This is a genomic window from Streptomyces sp. NPDC091281, assembly GCF_044757425.1.
Classification (GTDB): Bacteria; Actinomycetota; Actinomycetes; order Streptomycetales; family Streptomycetaceae; genus Streptomyces.
On the sequence record NZ_JBIVUY010000010.1, the window covers coordinates 297,104 to 314,697 of the forward strand.

Sequence of the window (17,594 nt, forward strand, 5' to 3'; positions counted from 1 at the left end):
GGCTGCGTCAGACGAGGCCGGTGACGGTCACGGTGACGCGCGCCCGCCCGGCCTCCGCCGGGAGCACCGCCGCCAGGTGGTCCTGGACCGTGCGCCGGGCCGCGCGCGCCACGTCGACGGTGCGGGCCTGACGGCGCGCGACGAGGTGGATCTCGACCTGCCACGGCCCGGCGCCGCCGCCCGGCCGGACCAGCCGGACCCCGGCCGAGGACCCCGTCCCCGGCCCCGCCCCCACGCCCCGTCCCTCGACCGCCGCCGCGCCCGCGCCGAGCAGGGGGCCCGCCTCCGCCCGGGTGAGGACGGAGCGGAGCCTGCCGCCGAGGCCGGGCCGCAGGAAGGCCACACCGGGCACCTGCTCCACGGCTCGGGCGATGTCCTGCGCGAGGGTGCTGTGCGCGGGGTCCGCGGTGTGCTGGCTCATCGGCTCCGGCCTTCCTGCCCGTCGTCGGGGATGTCGACGAGGTCGGTGACACGAATGTCCACATACAGGACGTTCATGCCGAGTTCGCGGTCCGCCGCCTCCCGTACTCGTTCCCGGACCTCGTCGGCGAGTTCCGGGAGGGAAGCGGCGGCGGCGACCGGGGCGTGGAGGTCGAGGCGCACCTCGACCGGGCCGCCCGTCGGGCGGGTCACGTCGGCGGCCCGGTCCACGCCCCCCGGCCGCAGCCGGCAGGACCCGGCCCGTACGCCGGGCACGGACTCGGCGGCGGCCCGCAGGGTCCGGGCGGCGACCGCCTCCATGATCCACAGGTCCTCGTCCGGTTCGCCGAGCGGCAGCGGGCGGCCGGGCCGCAGCTCCAGCCGGACGACGTCCATGACGCGCCGGGTGAGCGTGGAGGTGTCGAAGTGCGCGCTGTCGGCGGGCTCGTCGCGCAGGTCACGGACCGCTGACTCCAGCTGCTCCAGTCCCCGGACCGCCTCCTGGCAGTGCGGGCAGTCCCGCAGGTGCGGCGCGTCGGCCCGGTGCTCCCAGTCCTCCCACACCCGGGAGAGGAGACGCCCGCAGGGCAGCCGCTCGTCGGTGTCGGCGCCGACGGCATCGGCGGGGGCGCCGGGGGCGTCAGGGGCGCCGGGGACGACGCCGTCGTCGGCCGACGCGGCGGTGTCGGCGTACGGGTCGGTGTCGGCGTACGGGTCGATGCGCTCGGGCGGGTGGTGTGCGGTCATCGCCAGGCCCCCAGTGCTTGTGTCAGGCAGCGTCGTGCGCGGAAGACACGGGCTCGGACGGCCTCCTGGCTGATGCCGACCGCGTCCGCGATGAACTCGTAGGACTGGCCGTCCAGTTCACGCAGGACCCAGCAGGCACGCTGTTCGGCCGAGAGCAGGTCGAGTGCGTCGCGCAGCTCGCGGACGGATTCCCTCGCCTCGGTGATACGGGCCGGTGAGGCCGCGTGTTCGGGCGCCGGTACGTCACCGGCCTCGTCCAGGGTCGTCACGGGTCTGCGGGCCCGCAGCACGTTCAGACAGCGGTTGGTGACGATCCGGTACGTCCAGGTGGCGAACGACGACTGGCCCCGGAACTCCGGGAGTCTGCGCCAGGCGCTGATGAAGGCGTCCTGGACGGCGTCCTCGGCCTCGGTCCGGGAGCCGAGCAGGCGCGTCGCCAGCCGGAGCATCGCCGGGGCGTGCCGCTGGAGCAGCACCGCGAAGGCGTCCTCGTCGCCCTCCGCGGCCCGCACCGCGAGCAGGGCGTCGTCGGCCGCGCGTCCGGTGTCCGGTGGTGCGCTCTGTCTGGGGGCCCCCGCCACTGGGCGGCTCCTCTCGTCTCGTCCTGAGGGTTGGACACGCGCGGACCCCGCCGCGTTACGCGGGACTTCGGAGGTTGCTCTCGGCGGTCACCGGCCGCCGCGGGTCGTCCTCCGGACCGGCTCCTGGTTCCCGCACGCGGCCGTCGCATGCATTTTCGTTTTTCTTTATCCGTTGCCGAAAGGGCAGCGGATTGGTGCGGAATCTTTTTTCATTCGTTCGGGTGAGCGACCAATCCCGGAGCCCTCCGGAACCGGATTCCCCACGTGACGCACCAGAAGAACGAACCACTGACGCGGCCCGGCCCGGTCCGGCCGGTGACCGGCGCGGGCGGCCCGCGGGGCACGCGCGGCACGTCCGCCGTGCTCGGCGCCCTGGGCGCGCTCAGCGGAGTTCTCGCCGGGTGCGCGGCCCTCGCGGTCGCGGAGCTGGTGTCGGCGGGGGTGCGTCCGCAGGCCTCGCCGGTCGTGGCGGTCGGCGGGGCGGCGATCGACCGGACGCCCGCGCCCGTGAAGGACTGGGCGATCCGGAATTTCGGCACGAACGACAAACTCGTTCTCCAGCTCGGAATTCTCGCGGTGCTGGTGCTTTTCGCCCTCGCCCTCGGTTTTCTGGCCGTGCGGTTCCGGCGGGCGGGGGCCGCGGGAATTCTGGTGTTCGGCGTGGTCGGCGCGGCGGCGGCGCTGAGCCGTCCCGACGCGACGGGCCTGCCGGACGCGCTGCCCTCCGTGGTGGGCGCGCTCGGCGGGGCCGGGGTGCTGTTCCTGCTGACCGGCAGGCTCGTGCCCCGTCGGCCGGACCGAGCCACCGCGCCGGACGGGGACGGCGAGCCCGCCGGACCGGCGGAGCCGGCCGGTACGCCTGACGGGTCCGACGCCCGCCGTGCCGCCACCGAGCCCGGTACGACCGACGACTCCGCCGAGCCCGGCGAACCCCGCGCCACCCCTGCCGCCGGTGCTGCCGGTACCGCCAGTGCTGCCAGTGCCGCCGAGGACGGTGGTGCCGCCGAGGACAGTGGCCCCGATCGCCGCGGTTTCGTCCTCGCCGCGCTCGCCGTGTCCGCCGCCTCCGCCGGGGCGGGCGCGCTGGGCCGGGCGCTGAACGGGGCGCGCGGCGAGGACGCCGTCGCCTCCCGCCGGGCCGTCGTACTGCCCGCGCCGGGCTCCCCCGCCGCCGCCGTCCCGGCGGGGACGGCGCTGCGGGTGCCGGGCATCAGCCCCTTCACCACGCCGAACGACCGCTTCTACCGCGTCGACACCGCGCTGGTGGTGCCGAAGGTGGACGCCACCCGCTGGCGGCTGCGCCTCCACGGGCGCGGGGTGACCCGCCCGGTCACCCTGTCGTTCGAGGACCTGCTCCGCCGCGAGCTCGTCGAGCGGGACATCACGCTGACCTGCGTGTCCAACGAGGTCGGCGGCCCGTACGTCGGCAACGCCCGCTGGCTCGGCGTACGCCTCGCCGACCTGCTGGCCGAGTGCGGGGTCCGGCCGCCGTCCGAGGGCGGACCGGCCGACCAGCTGGTGGCGCGGTCGGTGGACGGGATGACGATCGGCAGCCCGGTCGAGGACGTCATGGACGGCCGCGACGCGCTGCTCGCCGTCGGCATGAACGGCGAACCGCTCCCCTTCGCGCACGGTTTCCCGGTCCGCATGGTGGTGCCCGGCCTCTACGGCTACGTCTCCGCCTGCAAGTGGATCAAGGACATCGAGCTGACCACGTTCGACTCCTACGACGCCTACTGGGTGAAGCGGACGTGGGCGCGGCGGGCGCCGATCAAGACGCAGTCCCGCATCGACACGCCCAAGCCGTTCGCCCGGCCGAAGGCGGGGGCCGTGATGGTCGCCGGGGTCGCCTGGGCCCAGCACCGGGGCATCGACAAGGTCGAGGTCCGGGTGGACGACGGGCCCTGGCAGGCGGCCCGGCTCGCGGCCGAGGACTCACGGGACACCTGGCGTCAGTGGTCCTTCGCCTGGCAGGCCGAGCGGGGCGGCCACACCCTGACCGTGCGCGCCACCGACCGCACCGGAGAGGTGCAGACGGAGCAGCGCACCCGCACCGTGCCCGACGGTGCCAGCGGACGGCACTCGGTGGTGGTCACCGTCGACTGACCCGCCTCCGCACCCCCGGACCTCCTCCCCGGCGCGGCCCCGACCGCGCCCCCAGGGAGCGGCACCGCTCACGAGCAGTACCGCCTCCGAGCAACACCCCTTAGAACACAATCAAGGAGAACCCCATGAACACCCGTATGCGCCGTCTCGCCCTGGCCGTCTCCGCCGCCGCCGTGCTGCCGCTGGCGCTGAGCGCCTGCTCCTCCGACGACAGCGGTGACTCCGCCAAGTCGGACTCGGCGAAGACGTCGGCCGCCGCGACGCCCACGGACGACGCGATGGCCGGTTCCGACGGCGACGCCGCGGCGGCGGACGCGCCGTTCGGCCCGGCCTGTGCGGGCGTGCCGAAGGACGGCGCGGGCTCGTTCGACGGCATGGCCAAGGACCCGGTGGCCACCGCCGCCTCCAACAACCCGGCGCTCTCCACGCTGGTGACGGCCGTGCAGAAGGCCGGTCTGGTCGACACGCTCAACAACGCCCAGAACATCACCGTGTTCGCGCCGACCAACGACGCCTTCGCCAAGATCCCGAAGGCCGACCTGGACAAGGTCCTCGCCGACAAGGCCATGCTGACGAAGATCCTCACGTACCACGTCGTCGGTCAGAAGCTGGCGCCCGCGGACCTGACGAACGGCTCCTTCGACACGCTGGAGAAGACCAAGCTGACGACCGCCGGTTCGGGCGAGTCCTACACCGTCAACAAGGACTCCAAGGTCGTCTGCGGCAACGTCAAGACCGCCAACGCGAACGTCTACATCGTCGACACCGTGCTGATGCCCGCGAGCTGACGCGCGCGGACCGACGTGAACGGCCCGCTGCCTGCGGGCCGACGGCGCGCGTCGGTCACCCCGGTCACCGCCGGGCGTTCCTCCGGGGGGAGGAGCGTCCGGCGGTCCGCGTGTGCGGGCAGGCGACAGCGAGGGCGGGGCGGACGGGGAGGAGAACCGGGACAGGACGCGATCCGCCGGAGATTCCTCTGAAAAGCGCGTCACAGGCGTCGCCGGGGCGGGTCTGACGGAGTGAGAGCAACTGACGACGTACGAGAGGACGCACCATGACGACGCAGACCCCGCAGGCCGCGCAGAGCACGTCGGCGGTTCCGGCGACCAAGTCCCTGTCCGTCCCGCAGTCCGGCCGGTCCCCGCAGACCACGACGGCCGTCTCCGGCGGTGCCACGGGCGCCGACCAGCCCGCCGCCGACCGGGGGAAGACGTCCATCGCGGACGTCGTCGTGGTGAAGGTCGCGGGCATCGCGGCCCGTGAGATCCCGGGCGTGCACGCCATGGGCGGCGGGCTGTCCCGCACCCTCGGCGCGGTCCGCGACCGGGTGCCCGGCGGCCGGCCGAACGTCGGACGCGGCGTCAAGGTCGAGGTGGGCGAGCGGCAGACGGCCATCGATCTCGAACTGGTCGTGGAGTACGGCGTGGCCATCGCGGACGTGGCCCGTGACGTGCGGGAGAACGTGATCGCGGCCGTCGAGCGCATCACCGGCCTGGAGGTCGTCGAGGTCAACGTCACCATCAACGACGTCCACCTCCCGGAGGACGACGCGGACGCGGCCCCCGCCGACACCCGGGTGGAGTGACCGGCACCGGACGGGACAGCCGGACCGGGCACACGTCGGGACACCAGAGGGGAGACGGGACATGGTGAGCGGGCCGTTCATCGGGATGGTCGCCGGGATGGCGCTGGCCTTCGCCGGGTACTTTGGGGGGTTCGGCGCGTTCCTCCTCGTGGCCGCCCTCGGCGCGCTGGGCTGGGCGGCGGGCCGCTGGTTCGACGGCGGCGGCCGGGTCCAGGACCTGCGCGACGCCTACGACCGGAGCCGGCGGTGACGGCGCCCCCGGAGCGGACGACGACGCTCCCGTCCGACGGGGACCACGCGCCCGTCCCGGCCGAACGGGACCGTACGACCGTCCCGTCGGGGCGCGGGCGTACGACCGTCCCGGCCGAGCGGGGGCGGACGACCGTCTCGGAGCGGGCGGTGCGGCGGATCGCCGAGCGGGCCGTCTCCGAGGCGCTGCCCGGTGCGGCGGCGCACGCCACCGGGAGCGCGGCGGCCGTCCGGGGGCGCCGCGCGGACGTCGGCCTCCAGGTCACGCTGCCGTTCCCGGCGCCGCTGCCGGACGCGGCCCGGACGGTCCAGGAGCATGTGGCCGCCCGCACCCGGCAGTTGACCGGCCTGGACACCCCGCCGCCGCGCCTCGCGGTGACGGCGCTGGACCCGGTCCGGACGGCCGGGTCGGAGGACGGACCGGCGCGCCCGGACCCGGCGGTGGAGGCCGAGAGCGCCGACGCCCTCCCCGGCACGCCCCCCACCCCCCGTACGCCGCTGCGCCGCTGGTCCCAGCGGCGCGTGCCCGTCGCCCTGCTCGCCCTGGCCGCCGCGCTCGGCTGCGGGGCGCCGGCCACGGACCTGGTCCTGGTGCACGCCGCCCACCGCGCACCCGCGCCTTGGCGGACGGAGGCGGTGGACCTCGCCTCCCGGCTGGGCCCCGGTCACACGGCGGGCCCGTGGATCGGCGCCGGGTGTCTGGCGCTCGGCCTGCTGATGGTCGTGCTGGCGGTCACGCCGGGCCACCGGCGGCTGCTGACGCTCACCTCGCCGGGTCCCCGGCTGCGCGCGACCGTCGACCGGTCCGCCGTCGCGGCCCTCGTCCGGGACGCGGTGAGCGACGTACCGGGTGTCGGGGCGGTACGGGTACGGGCCGGGCGGCGCCGGGTCGCCGTCCGGGCCGAGGTCGCCTTCGGGGACCTCACGGTGGCGCGGGGCGCGGCCGAGACGGTCGCGCGGGAGGCACTGGCGGCGTGCGGGCTGCGGCGGGCCATGCGGCTGCGCGTCGTGCTCCGCTCCCACCCGGCCCGCGACCCCGCCGCCCCGGAGCACGGCGGCGACACGGTCCCGGCCCAGCCCGACCGAACGGACCGGACGGCCGGGACGGACGGACCCACCGGACCGAAGGAGCAGGGCGAGCCGGGCGGGCCGGGTGGCCCGTCGCAACCGGCGGTCGACGCGCTGGAAGGAGCGAAGTGATGCGCGGTGCGCGGAGTGTGCGTACGGCCGTGAACCGGACCGTGCTCGCCGTGACCGGCCTGGGTCTCCTCCTGGTTGGCGGCTGGCTCGCCTTCGCCCGGTCCGGGCTCGCGGACCGCCTGCCCGCCGGATGGCCGGTGCCCGGCCCCGACGCCACGTTCCTCGACCGGGACGACCTGACGGCGGTGCGCGCCGAGAGCTGGTGGACGCCCGTCGTGCTGGCGGCGTCGGTCACGGCGGCCGTCCTGTGCGCGGTCTGGTGTCTGCGGCAGGCCCGCAGCGGGGCCCGCGCCCGCCTTCCGCTGCCGGTGGCGGGGAGTTCGCTGCGCGGCCGGGCCCTGGAGGACGCGGTGAACGGGCACGCGGCCGCGATCGACGGCGTCGACCACTGCCGTACGCGGGTGACCGCCCGGCGACGGCGGGTGCGGGTGACGCTGCGGGTCCGGCTCGACCCGGCCACCGCGCCCGGCGCCGTCCTGCCCCGCCTCACCGCGCTCGCCGCCCGCACCGAGGGCGCCCTCGCCCCGTACACCGTGGACACCCGCGTCCGTTTCACCACCCGGTCCCACCGGGCACCCCACGTGCGCTGAGCCCCTGCGCCGAGTGCCCTGCGCCGAGCCCTCTCCCGCGGGCGGCCCCGGTCGTCAGACGGCCCCGGCCGCCCGCAGGTCCGCGATGTCGGCGGGGCCGTAGCCCAGCTCGGTGAGGACGGCGTCGGTGTGCTCGCCGGGGGCGGGCACGGCGTCCATGCGGGCCTCGACCCCGGCGAGGCCGGCCGGGGGCACCAGCGCGGGCACCGCCTCCCCGCCGGGCAGCCGGACGTCGCGCCAGCGGTCGCGGGCGGCCAGGACGGGGTGGTCGAGGAAGTCGGTCACGTCGTTGACGCCCGCGTTGGCGATGCCCGCCGCGTCCAGCAGCCGCATGGCGGCGGAGGCGTCGAGGGCGGCGAAGCGGGCGGCGAGGATCGCGTTCAGCTCGGCACGCCGGGCCACCCGGTCGGGCCCGGTGGCGAACCGGGGGTCGGCGACCAGGTCCGGCCGGTCCAGGAACCGCTCGCACAGCGCGGCCCACTCCCGTTCGTTCTGCACCGACAGCAGCACGTCCTTGCCGTCGGCGGCGGTGTAGGTGCCGTAGGGGGCGATGGTGGCGTGCTGGGTGCCCAGGCGCGGGGGCTGGGTGCCGCCGAAGCGGGTGTAGTAGGCGGGCTGGCCCATCCACTCGGCGAGCGCGTCGAAGAGGGAGACCTCCACCGGCCGGACGGCGCCCGTGGTGGCGCGGGTGAACAGGGCGGTGAGGACGCCGGAGTAGGCGTACATCCCGGCGGCGATGTCGGCGACGGAGATCCCGGCGCGGGCCGGGCCGTGCGCGTCGCCGGTGAGGGAGACCAGGCCGGTCTGGCACTGCACGAGCAGGTCGTACGCCTTGCGGTCGGCCCAGGGGCCGGTGGTGCCGTAGCCGGAGATCGTGCAGGGGACGAGGGTGGGGAAGCGGTCGGCGAGGGCGGGGGCGTCCAGGCCGAGGCGGGCGGCGGCGCCGGGGGCCAGGTTCTGCACGAACACGTCGGCCCCGGCGAGGAGCTGGTCGAGGACCCGGCGGGCGGCGGGCGCCTTGAGGTCGAGGGTGACGGACTCCTTGGAGCGGTTGAGCCACACGAAGTAGCTGGACTCGCCGTGCACGGTCGTGTCGTACCGGCGGGCGAAGTCGCCGCCGCCCGGCCGCTCCACCTTGATCACGCGGGCGCCGAGGTCGGCGAGCTGCCGGGTGGCGAAGGGCGCGGCGACCGCCTGCTCGACGCTGACCACGGTGATGCCGTCGAGCGGGCGCGGCGCGGGCGCCGGGGGCTGGGTCAACGGGTCCTCCGATGGGACGCGGCTCGGGTCTCGCGGGTCTCGGGGCTCGCAGATCTCGGGGTCGGGAGTGCGGGGGGTCCGAGGATCTCAGGGTTCCGGAGGTCTCAGGGGTCGATGAGGCCCGCGCGGATGGCGTAGCGGGTGAGTTCGAGGCGGTCGCGCATGCCGAGTTTGTGGAGGAGGTTGGCGCGGTGCCGTTCCACCGTCTTGGCGCTGATGAAGAGGAGGGTGCCGATCTCCTTGGAGGTGTGGCCCTCCGCGACGAGTTTCAGGATCTCCTCCTCGCGTTCGGTGATGGGCCGGTCGGGCAGCCCGTCGACCTCGGTCCCGCTGTGCAGACGGTCCAGGTAGGAGCGGACCAGGGCGCGTTCGGCGCCGGGGTAGATGAACGGTTCGTCGCGGACGGCGGCACGGCAGGCCTCGACGAGGTCGCGGTCGGCGACCGACTTCAGGACGTAGCCGCCCGCGCCCGCCTTGAGGGCCTCGAAGAAGTACTGCTCGTTGTCGTACATGGTGAGGATGAGGATGCGCAGGTCGGGCAGGCGGCGGGAGAGTTCGCGGGCGGCCTGGAGGCCGGTCATCCGGGGCATCGCCACGTCCAGCACGGCCAGGTCGATGTCCCCCTCGCGGGCCCGCTCGACGGCCTCCGCCCCGTCGCCCGCCTCGGCGACGACGGTCAGGTCCGGTTCGCCGTCCAGGATGAGCCGCACCCCGCGGCGCACCAGGGTGTGATCGTCGGCGAGCAGCACACGGGTCGGCGCGGCCGGGCCGCTCATCGGGCGTCCCCGGACCCGGCGGACCCCGGCGCGTCCCCCGCGCCGGGAGCCCCCGCACCGGAGGCCCGCACCGCACCGGAAGCCGGAACAGCGCCGGGCGCCTCCGCCGCACCCCCCGGACCGTGCGTCCCCGCCACGCCACCGCCACCGCCGCCTCCCGCGCCCGTCCGCAGCCGCACCACCGTCCCGCCGCCCAGCCCGGCGGCGATGCTGAACGTGGCGCCGATCAGCAGGGCCCGCTCCCGCATCCCGCTGACCCCCGCGCCCTCGACGGCGGCCGGTCCGGGGCCGCGGCCGTTGTCCCGTACGAGGAGTTCGACGCCGCCGGTCACCGGGCGCAGCCGCAGCTCGGCGCGGTCGGCGCCGGAGTGCCGGGCGGTGTTGGTCAGGGCTTCCTGGGCCACGCGGTAGAGCACCAGTTCCGTCTCCTCGGTCAGCGGGGGCAGCCCGGTCCGCAGTTCGGTGCGGACGGTCAGGCCGTGGGTGGTGAACTCGGCGGCGAGGGAGCGCAGGGCGCTGAGCAGGCCGAGTTCGTCGAGCACGCCGGGCCGCAGCCGGCGGGCGATGCGCCGGATCTCGTCGAGCCCGGCGCGGGTGGCCTCCTGCGCCTGCCCCACCTCGCCGCGCAGCTCGTCGGGGGCGCGGTCGGCGACCCGCTTGAGCTGGAGCAGGACCGCGGTGAGGGTCTGGCCGACCTCGTCGTGCAGCTCGCGGGCGATGCGGTGGCGTTCGCGTTCCTGCGCGGACAGGGCGCGGGCGGCGCTGGTGGCGCGCTCGGCCTCCAGCCGGTCGAGCATGGCGTTGTACGTGCGGATCAGCTCGGCGGTCTCGGCGGGCCCGGAGACGACCGCGCGGGCGCCGGGGTGCAGCAGGTCGGCGTCGGCCATGGCCCCGCTGAGCCGTCCGAGGGGGGCGAGGCCGACGCGCAGCACGGCCGCGTTGACGGCGAGCAGGGTGGCGAGGCCGATCACGACGGTGAGCGCCTCGGCGGGCAGGACGGGGGTGGAGACGGTGACCGGGCCCAGCAGCAGCGCGGCCGCGATGACCAGGCCGAGGGCGTTCAGGGCGAAGATCCGCCAGAACAGCGACACGTGCGCGCGTTCTCCCTTCGGTGCTCCCCCGGACCGCGGGCCGGTGCCCGGGTCGTGTCCGCGTGCCGACGCCCCGGACTCCCCCGGCTCCCCAGGAGATCCCTTCCGTGTCCATGGCACCGCCGTGACCAGCCTCTCCGCCGCGCCCGGCCGCTGTCCATCCGTCATGACACCCATGTCGTCACCGTACGGGGAGATGGCAGCATGGCGGCCTGACGCATGGGTGATCGACGGCCGGAGGGACCGGCCCGCGGCCGACCGCAGGCCGGCCGGCCCACCGGTCGGCCCACCGGCCGCCGGTGACCGCCGGGACCCACGAACCGACAGGGGAAGACCACGTGTCCGCTGCACGCCTCCGGACGACACCGCTGCCAGGCATCGGTGTCCAGTACGACCTAGTGACCCGCGAGCAGCGTCATGTGTCGGTGGTGGCGCACCGCGACGGCGCCCGCACGGTCAACCTGTACAACGCCGACGACCCGGACTCCTGCGCCCAGTCGCTGCGCCTGTCGGGCGCCGAGGCGGGGGCGCTGATCGACGCGCTGAAGCCGTCCCACCACAGCGCGAGCCTGCTCTACACGACCGATCTGGGGCTCGTCGCGGAGCGGGTGGAGGTGACCGGGACGTCGCGCTGGAACGGGCGGGTCCTCGGCGACACCCGGATGCGCACCGAGACGGGGGCGTCGATCGTGGCGGTGCTGCGGCGGGCGGAGGCGATCCCGTCGCCGACACCGGACTTCCGGCTGGCGGGCGGGGACGTCCTGATCGTGATCGGCACCCGCGAGGGCGTGGACGCGGCCGCGGCGATACTCGGTCGGGAGTGACCGGGTGCACTCCTCCGCTGTCCTGCTCATCGAGTTCGGCTCCATCATCCTGGGCCTGGGGCTGCTCGGCCGGTTCGCCGCCCGGTTCCAGTTCTCGCCCATCCCGCTGTACCTCCTCGCCGGTCTGGCCTTCGGCGAGGGCGGGCTGCTCCCGCTCGGCGCGAGCGAGGAGTTCGTGGCCATCGGCGCCGAGATCGGCGTCATCCTGCTGCTGCTGATGCTCGGCCTGGAGTACACGGCGAGCGATCTCGTCTCCAACCTCAAGGCCCACTACCCGTCCGGCGTCGTCGACTTCGCGCTGAACGCCCTGCCGGGGGCGGCGGCAGCGCTGCTGCTGGGCTGGGGGCCGGTCGCGGCCGTCGTGCTGGCGGGCGTCACCTGGATCTCGTCGTCCGGGGTGATCGCCAAGGTGCTGGGCGACCTGGGCCGGGTCGGCAACCGGGAGACACCGGTCATCCTCAGCGTGCTGGTCCTGGAGGACCTGGCGATGGCGGTGTACCTGCCGATCATCACCGCGCTGGTGGCCGGGGTCGGCCTCGCGGCGGGCAGCATGACGCTGGCGATCGCGCTGGGCGTCGCGGGCCTCGTGCTCTTCGCGGCCGTGCGCTACGGCCGGCTCATCTCCCGTTTCGTCTCCAGCGACGACCCGGAGAAGCTGCTGCTGGTGGTGCTCGGTCTGACGATCCTGGTCGCGGGTGTGGCGCAGCAGCTCCAGGTGTCGGCGGCGGTCGGCGCGTTCCTCGTCGGCATCGCGCTGTCGGGGGAGGTCGCGGAGGGCGCGCACACGCTGCTGAGCCCGCTGCGGGACCTGTTCGCGGCCGTGTTCTTCGTCTTCTTCGGCCTGCACACCGATCCGGCGAGCATCCCGCCGGTGCTGCTGCCCGCGCTCGCGCTGGCCGTCGTCACCGCCGGGACGAAGATCGCCACCGGCTACTGGGCGGCCCGCCGGGCGGGCATCTCCGTCAAGGGCCGCTGGCGCACGGGCGGCGCGCTGGTGGCGCGCGGCGAGTTCTCGATCGTGATCGCGGGCCTCGCCGTCACGGCCGGCATCGAGCCGTCGCTGGGCCCGCTGGCCACGGCGTACGTCCTGATCCTGGTCGTCCTCGGTCCGCTGACCGCCCGCTACACGGAGCCGCTGGCGACCCGCTGGACGCGGTGGCGCGGAGCGCGCGCGGTGCGGCGGATGCCGGAGGAGCCCGCGCCGAAGCCGCGCGAGGGGTCGTCGGTCGGCGACTGAACCCCGCCGCCGGGCCGCCGCCGTCCGGGTGCGGCCCGGCGAGCCCCGCCGCACCGGGCGGCGGGCGTACGGGGCACACGCCCCGGCGTACCCGGACCACGCGCCCGGGGTCCTCGGCGGGCCGCCCCGCCGACACCCGTCCCGGTCAGCCCCGACGGGCCCGCCGGGTGTCAGACCCCGGCGCCCTCCGCCGCCTGCCCGTCCCCTCCGGACACCCGAGCGCCCTGCGCCTCCCGCGCCCCGCCGCCCCCTTGCCAGCCCTGCCGTCGCAGCACCGCCGCCACGTCCGGTGCCTCGTAGTGCTCGCCCTTGAGGACCTTGCCGTCGGCGCGGCGGGCGACCTGTCCGTCGGGGCCCAGCTTGGTCATGTTGGAGCGGTGGATCTCGGCGAGGACCGCGTCGAGGTCGATGCCGTGGATCAGGGCGGTGCCGTACGCGACGTAGACGACGTCGGCCAGTTCGTGGGCGAGCCGGTCCAGCGGGCCGTGGACCGCGACCTCGGCCACCTCGGCGGCCTCCTCGGCGAGGAGTTCGCCGCGGTGGGCGGCGAGCGGCGGCGGCACCTCGGTGGGGGTGCTGCGGGCGTCGAGGCCGAAGGCGAGGTGGAACGCGCGGACCAGGTCGGCGGGCGAGGAACTCATGCCCCGACTGTAGCGACGGCCCCACGGGCCCCGGCCCGGCCGGGGGTGCCGCCCGCGGGTGTGAGCCGCGTCCTGGCCAGGGCGCCGCCTCAGCTGGCAGGATCGCCCGCATGTCCCCGGTGATCCCCCGTATCGGCAGGCGCCGCGCCCTCCAGGGCACGGTCGCGGGCGCCGTCGCGCTCGGGCTGCTGCTGTGGTGGCTGCTGCCCCTGGGCGAGGCCCCGCCGAAGGGGATGATCACGTTCAGCACCGGCACCACGAGCGGCGTCTACTACGAGTACGGCAGCCGTCTGCGCACCGCGCTGGCCGAGGACATGCCCGAGCTGGACGTCAACCTCACCACCAGCAACGGGTCCCAGGAGAACGTGGCGCGGGTGGCGAACGGCGAGGCCGACGTCACCATCGCCGCGGCGGACGCGGTGGAGACGTACGAGCGGGAGAACCCCGGCTCGGCCACCAGGCTGCGCGGTATCGCCCGGCTCTACGACGACTACGTGCAGCTCGTCGTGCCGCGCGACTCGCCCGTGCGGTCGGTCGCCGACCTCAAGGGCCGGACCGTCGCCACCGGGCTGCCCCGCTCGGGCGTCCGGCTGATAGCCGAGCGGGTGCTGCGGGCCGCGGGGCTGGATCCGGCGCGGGACATCGACGCCGTCTCCGAGGGCATCGACACCGGGCCCGAGCAGTTGCGCGAGGGTGGCATCGACGCCTTCTTCTGGTCCGGCGGGGTGCCCACGGCGGGCCTGCGGCGACTGGCCGACGGGTCGACCTTCCGGTTCGTGCCGATCGACGCCGCGCTGGTCGCCCGGATGCACGAGCAGGACGACGCCACCGGCTTCTACCGGGCCACCAACATGCCCGAGTCGGCCTACCCGACCATCCAGAACGGCTCGTCGGTCCCGACCATCGCGGTGTCCAACCTGCTGGTGACCAGGACGGACCTGGACCCGCGGCTCACCGAGTGGCTGACCCGCACCGTCATCAAGAGCCGGGACGGCATCGGCCGCCACGTCCACTCCGCGCAGCTGGTGGACCTGCGGACGGCGATCTACACCGACCCGCTCGCGCTGCACGAGGGCGCCCGCCGCTACTACCGTTCCGTCAAGCCGTAGCCCCCGCGACGAGCGAGACGAAGCGAAGCGAACGGACGGGACCGGACCTGTGAGCGCGCACCCCCGCCTGGTCGAGCGGCGCGAGGCGTCGGCCGCCCTGACCCGGGCCGTGGAGAGCGTCCGCCGGGGCAGCGGCTGCGCCGTGCTCGTGGAGGGCGTCGCGGGCATCGGCAAGTCCGCGCTGCTCGCCGAGGTCCGCCGCCCGGCCCACGCCCTGGGCGTCCGCGTCCTGGCCGCCCGCGCCGGGGAACTGGAGACCGGCTTCGTCTTCGGCGTCGTACGGCAGCTCTTCGAACCGCTGCTGGTGGGGGCCGACCCGAAGCGCCGCGCCGCGCTGCTCGCCGGTCCGGCCGCGCCCGCCGCCGCGGTCGTCGGGCAGAGCGCGACCGACGGGTCCGCCGTCGGGGACTACGCCGCCCTCAACAGCCTGCTCTGGCTCACCGTGAACGCCGCCGAGCAGGGCCCGCTGCTGCTGCTCGTCGACGACCTGCACTGGTGCGACCCGCCCTCGCTGCGCTACCTCGCCTTCCTGCTGCCCCGGCTGGCCGAGCTGAACGTCGGCGTGGTGGCCGCGGCCCGCGGCGACGAGCCCGGCGCGGACCGGCTGCTCACCCTCCTCGCCACCGACCCGGCGTTCACCGTGGTGCGCCCCCGGCCGCTCACCCCGATCGGCACCTCCGCCCTGCTGGCCCGCGTGTTCGAGGAGCGGGTGGCCCCCGAGTTCGCCCGCGCCTGCCACCGCGCCACCCGCGGCAACCCGCTGCTGCTGCGCGAACTCGCCCGCGCCGTCCGGGACCAGGGGCTGCCCACCGACGCGGCGCACGCCGGGGACGTGGTGGACCTCGGTCCGCACGCGATCGCCCGGCTCGTCGAGCGCCGCCGCGCCCGGCTGGACCCGCCCGCGGTACGGCTCGCCGCCGCCCTCGCCGTGCTGGGCGACGGCGCGCCGCTGGCCGACGCCGCCGAACTCGCCGGGGTCGGCATGCACACCGCGCTGGCGGCCCTGGACACGATCGGCTTCCCCGAGATCGTCTGCGACAGCGACTGCGGGAACTGCGCGGACGACGGCGACGCACACGGCGGCACCGACGGCGGGAGCGATGCGGGTGACCGTGCCGGTGGCGGGGGCCGGGACGCCGTCCGCTCCGGCGACCCGGCGTACGGGTACGGCGGCCCGGCCGGGACGCGGCGCGGCGGGTACGCGGCCGGGGCGCGGCGGGTCCGGTTCGTGCACCCGCTGATCCGGTCGGCGGTGTACGCGTCGATCTCCGCCGCCGGGCGGGCCCGCATGCACCGGGCGGCGGCCCGGCTGGTGGAGGCGCGCGGCGGCGAGGCGGACCTCGCGCAGATCGCCGCCCACCTGCTGCACGCCGTCCCCGCGGGCGACCCGCGCACCGTGACCCTGCTGCGCCGGGCCGCCGCGCGGGCGGGCGGGCTCGGCGCCCCGGCCGAGGCCGCCGCCTACCTGCGGCGCTGCCTGGAGGAGCCCCCGCCGCCTGCCGAGCGGACAGCCGTGCTGCTGGAACTGGCCGATGTGACGCTCGCGCGGGACGTGGGGGCGGCGGCCGGGCATCTGCACAGCGCGCTGCGGCTCGCCACCGGCTCCGTGGAGCGGGCCAGGATCGCCGCGCTGCTCGGCGAGGCCGCCGCCTATGTCCAGCCCACCGCCGAGGCCCTGGCCGACCTGGAGCGGGCGGTGGCCGAGATCGAGCCGGACGCGGCGGGCGGCGCCGACGGCTCCGCCGACCTGCGGGCCCGGATCGCGGCGACCGTCCTTTTCACCGAGTTCGCCACCCGCAGCGGCCGGGCGGCCCTCCCCCGGCGGGTGCCGCCGCTGCGCCGCCTGACCGAGGCCGAGGGGCCCGGCGCGCGCATGCTGGACTGCGCGATCGCCTACCAGGACGCCATGACCGGCGACCCGCGGGCCGTGGAACGGGCCCGGCGCGCGCTGTCCAGCGGGCTCCTCGAACCGTCCGAGCACACGCTGACCGCGCTCGCGCTCGGCCTGGCCGTGCTGGTCCTCGCGGAGGACCCGGCGGCGATCCGGCGCCTGGACGAGCTGATGGCGTACGCCCGGCGGCGCGGGTCGCTGCGCATCCTCGCCACCGCCTGCACGGTGCGCGCCCGGGGCTGGCTCTCGCTGGGCCAGCTCGCCGAGGCGGAGACCGACGCGCGGGAGGGGGTCGAGGCGGCGCGCATCCTGGAGCGTCTCCCCCGGACGGCCGTCCTGGGCCCGGTGGTGCGGGCGACCCTCGCCGACGCGCTGCTCCAGCGGGGCCTGGCGGACGAGGCGGAGGAGGTCCTCGGGGCGGCCGAAGGCGGCCGGTTCGGCGGGCCGGTGCACATGCTGTCCGGGCCGCGGGTCCGGCTGGCCCTGACCCGCGGGGTGCCCGCCGCCGAGGTCGCCGAGTCGGCGCTGGCCGTGGGGCGGGCCACGGAGGAGCTGGGCATCGTCAACCCGGCGGTGACGCAGTGGCGTCTGCCCGCCGCGCTGGCCCTGCGGGCGGCCGGGCGGCCGGAGGAGGCCCACGAGCTGGCGGTACGGGAACTCGACCTGGCCCGCGGCTGGGGGGCGCCGGGGCCCGTGGGGCGGGCGCTGCGGGTGGGGGCCGGGCTCGCCGCGGACCGGGGGCGGGCGCTGGAGCTGCTGCGGGAGGCGGTCGGGGTCCTGGAGGGCTCGCAGGCGCGGCTGGAGTACGCGGAGGCGGAGGCCGACCTCGGGACGGCGCTGCACGCGGCCGGTCAGGCGCGGGAGGGCCGGGCCCGGCTGCGGGTCGCGCTGGACCTGGCCGACCAGTGCGACGCGGCGCCGCTCGCGGGGCGGGTGCGGGCCGCGCTGCGGGCGGCGGGCGCGCGTCCCCGGCGGTCGGCGCTGACCGGCCCGCGCGCGCTGACGCCGAGCGAGGTCCGGGTGGCCGACCTGGCGGCGCGGGGGCACACCAACCGGGGCATCGCGCAGCAGTTGTTCGTCACGCCGAAGACGGTGGAGGTCCATCTGTCGCGGATCTACCGCAAGCTCGGCATCACCGCCCGGACGGAACTGGCGCGGGCGCTGCGGCCGTAGCGCACCAGACCGGCAGGCGGACCCGACCGGGAGGCGCACGGGAGCGGGGCGCGGGAACGGGTCCGGCCCCCGGGCGGGGAGACCCGGGGGCCGGTCCGGCGGTCACGGGTACGG

The 17,594-nt window shown here is 76.3% G+C and carries 17 protein-coding genes; 10 read left to right on the plus strand and 7 right to left on the minus strand.

What is annotated here, in order from left to right; all coding sequences use genetic code 11:
* Nucleotides 1-7: 7 nt before the first annotated feature.
* From ACIQPQ_RS25735 to ACIQPQ_RS25745, 3 genes are read right to left on the minus strand one after another with little or no spacing between them, the layout of a single operon-like run.
* Nucleotides 8-421: a hypothetical protein gene (locus tag ACIQPQ_RS25735; RefSeq protein ID WP_401307769.1), complete on the minus strand. Its 414-nt coding sequence runs from the start codon at nucleotides 419-421 to the stop codon at nucleotides 8-10.
* Entirely contained in the window at nucleotides 418-1,167 is a 750-nt protein-coding gene (locus ACIQPQ_RS25740; protein WP_401307772.1) for an Asp23/Gls24 family envelope stress response protein, read from the minus strand. The genes ACIQPQ_RS25735 and ACIQPQ_RS25740 overlap by 4 nt, the downstream gene beginning before the upstream one ends.
* Nucleotides 1,164-1,748, minus strand: a complete 585-nt coding sequence (locus ACIQPQ_RS25745; protein ID WP_401307775.1) for an RNA polymerase sigma factor — start codon at nucleotides 1,746-1,748, stop codon at nucleotides 1,164-1,166. The genes ACIQPQ_RS25740 and ACIQPQ_RS25745 overlap by 4 nt, the downstream gene beginning before the upstream one ends.
* 429 nt (nucleotides 1,749-2,177) lie before the next feature.
* Between ACIQPQ_RS25745 and ACIQPQ_RS25750 the strand changes: the two genes are divergently transcribed.
* The 6 genes from ACIQPQ_RS25750 to ACIQPQ_RS25775 all read left to right on the plus strand — a co-directional run bounded on the left by ACIQPQ_RS25750 (nucleotide 2,178) and on the right by ACIQPQ_RS25775 (nucleotide 7,478).
* On the plus strand, nucleotides 2,178-3,854 hold the full coding sequence (locus ACIQPQ_RS25750; RefSeq protein WP_401307939.1) for a molybdopterin-dependent oxidoreductase: 1,677 nt from the start codon (nucleotides 2,178-2,180) through the stop codon (nucleotides 3,852-3,854).
* A gap of 125 nt (nucleotides 3,855-3,979) precedes the next feature.
* On the plus strand, nucleotides 3,980-4,642 hold the full coding sequence (locus ACIQPQ_RS25755) for a fasciclin domain-containing protein (RefSeq protein WP_383771667.1): 663 nt from the start codon (nucleotides 3,980-3,982) through the stop codon (nucleotides 4,640-4,642).
* Nucleotides 4,643-4,908: 266 nt separating this feature from the next.
* Nucleotides 4,909-5,439 carry an Asp23/Gls24 family envelope stress response protein gene (locus tag ACIQPQ_RS25760; protein ID WP_401307779.1) on the plus strand — a complete coding sequence of 177 codons (531 nt, stop codon included), beginning with the start codon at nucleotides 4,909-4,911 and terminating at the stop codon, nucleotides 5,437-5,439.
* Nucleotides 5,440-5,500: 61 nt separating this feature from the next.
* Entirely contained in the window at nucleotides 5,501-5,689 is a 189-nt protein-coding gene (locus ACIQPQ_RS25765; RefSeq protein WP_401307949.1) for a hypothetical protein, read from the plus strand.
* The gene (locus ACIQPQ_RS25770) at nucleotides 5,686-6,888 is read left to right on the plus strand and encodes a DUF6286 domain-containing Asp23/Gls24 family envelope stress response protein (RefSeq protein ID WP_401307781.1); all 1,203 of its coding nucleotides are present in this window, start codon (nucleotides 5,686-5,688) and stop codon (nucleotides 6,886-6,888) included. The genes ACIQPQ_RS25765 and ACIQPQ_RS25770 overlap by 4 nt, the downstream gene beginning before the upstream one ends.
* On the plus strand, nucleotides 6,888-7,478 hold the full coding sequence (locus ACIQPQ_RS25775) for a hypothetical protein (RefSeq protein WP_401307784.1): 591 nt from the start codon (nucleotides 6,888-6,890) through the stop codon (nucleotides 7,476-7,478). The genes ACIQPQ_RS25770 and ACIQPQ_RS25775 overlap by 1 nt, the downstream gene beginning before the upstream one ends.
* A 54-nt stretch (nucleotides 7,479-7,532) precedes the next feature.
* Here the strand turns inward: ACIQPQ_RS25775 and ACIQPQ_RS25780 are convergent, their stop codons facing one another.
* From ACIQPQ_RS25780 to ACIQPQ_RS25790, 3 genes are all read right to left on the minus strand, one after another.
* Complete coding sequence (locus tag ACIQPQ_RS25780) at nucleotides 7,533-8,738, minus strand: CaiB/BaiF CoA transferase family protein (RefSeq protein WP_401307787.1); 1,206 nt, start codon at nucleotides 8,736-8,738, stop codon at nucleotides 7,533-7,535.
* Between the two features lie 104 nt (nucleotides 8,739-8,842).
* A complete protein-coding gene (locus ACIQPQ_RS25785) occupies nucleotides 8,843-9,514 on the minus strand; it encodes a response regulator (RefSeq protein ID WP_383771657.1) in 672 nt (223 codons plus the stop codon).
* A complete protein-coding gene (locus ACIQPQ_RS25790) occupies nucleotides 9,511-10,605 on the minus strand; it encodes a histidine kinase (RefSeq protein WP_401307790.1) in 1,095 nt (364 codons plus the stop codon). Before ACIQPQ_RS25790 ends, ACIQPQ_RS25785 begins: the two co-directional genes overlap by 4 nt.
* Nucleotides 10,606-10,943: 338 nt before the next feature.
* On the opposite strand from ACIQPQ_RS25790, the gene ACIQPQ_RS25795 reads away from it, so the two are divergent.
* Nucleotides 10,944-11,429 (plus strand): cation:proton antiporter regulatory subunit, encoded by a 486-nt coding sequence (locus tag ACIQPQ_RS25795; protein ID WP_383771653.1) that lies wholly within the window; start codon nucleotides 10,944-10,946, stop codon nucleotides 11,427-11,429.
* Between the two features lie 4 nt (nucleotides 11,430-11,433).
* Entirely contained in the window at nucleotides 11,434-12,666 is a 1,233-nt protein-coding gene (locus ACIQPQ_RS25800) for a cation:proton antiporter (RefSeq protein ID WP_401307794.1), read from the plus strand.
* Between the two features lie 170 nt (nucleotides 12,667-12,836).
* Here the strand turns inward: ACIQPQ_RS25800 and ACIQPQ_RS25805 are convergent, their stop codons facing one another.
* Nucleotides 12,837-13,307 carry a MazG nucleotide pyrophosphohydrolase domain-containing protein gene (locus ACIQPQ_RS25805; protein ID WP_401307797.1) on the minus strand — a complete coding sequence of 157 codons (471 nt, stop codon included), beginning with the start codon at nucleotides 13,305-13,307 and terminating at the stop codon, nucleotides 12,837-12,839.
* A 110-nt stretch (nucleotides 13,308-13,417) separates the two neighbouring features.
* Here ACIQPQ_RS25805 and ACIQPQ_RS25810 point away from each other — a divergent pair, with 110 nt between their 5' ends.
* Both ACIQPQ_RS25810 and ACIQPQ_RS25815 read left to right on the plus strand, forming a co-directional pair.
* Nucleotides 13,418-14,416, plus strand: a complete 999-nt coding sequence (locus ACIQPQ_RS25810) for a TAXI family TRAP transporter solute-binding subunit (RefSeq protein ID WP_401307800.1) — start codon at nucleotides 13,418-13,420, stop codon at nucleotides 14,414-14,416.
* Between the two features lie 49 nt (nucleotides 14,417-14,465).
* Nucleotides 14,466-17,480 carry a helix-turn-helix transcriptional regulator gene (locus tag ACIQPQ_RS25815; protein ID WP_401307803.1) on the plus strand — a complete coding sequence of 1,005 codons (3,015 nt, stop codon included), beginning with the start codon at nucleotides 14,466-14,468 and terminating at the stop codon, nucleotides 17,478-17,480.
* Nucleotides 17,481-17,594 lie beyond the last annotated feature (114 nt).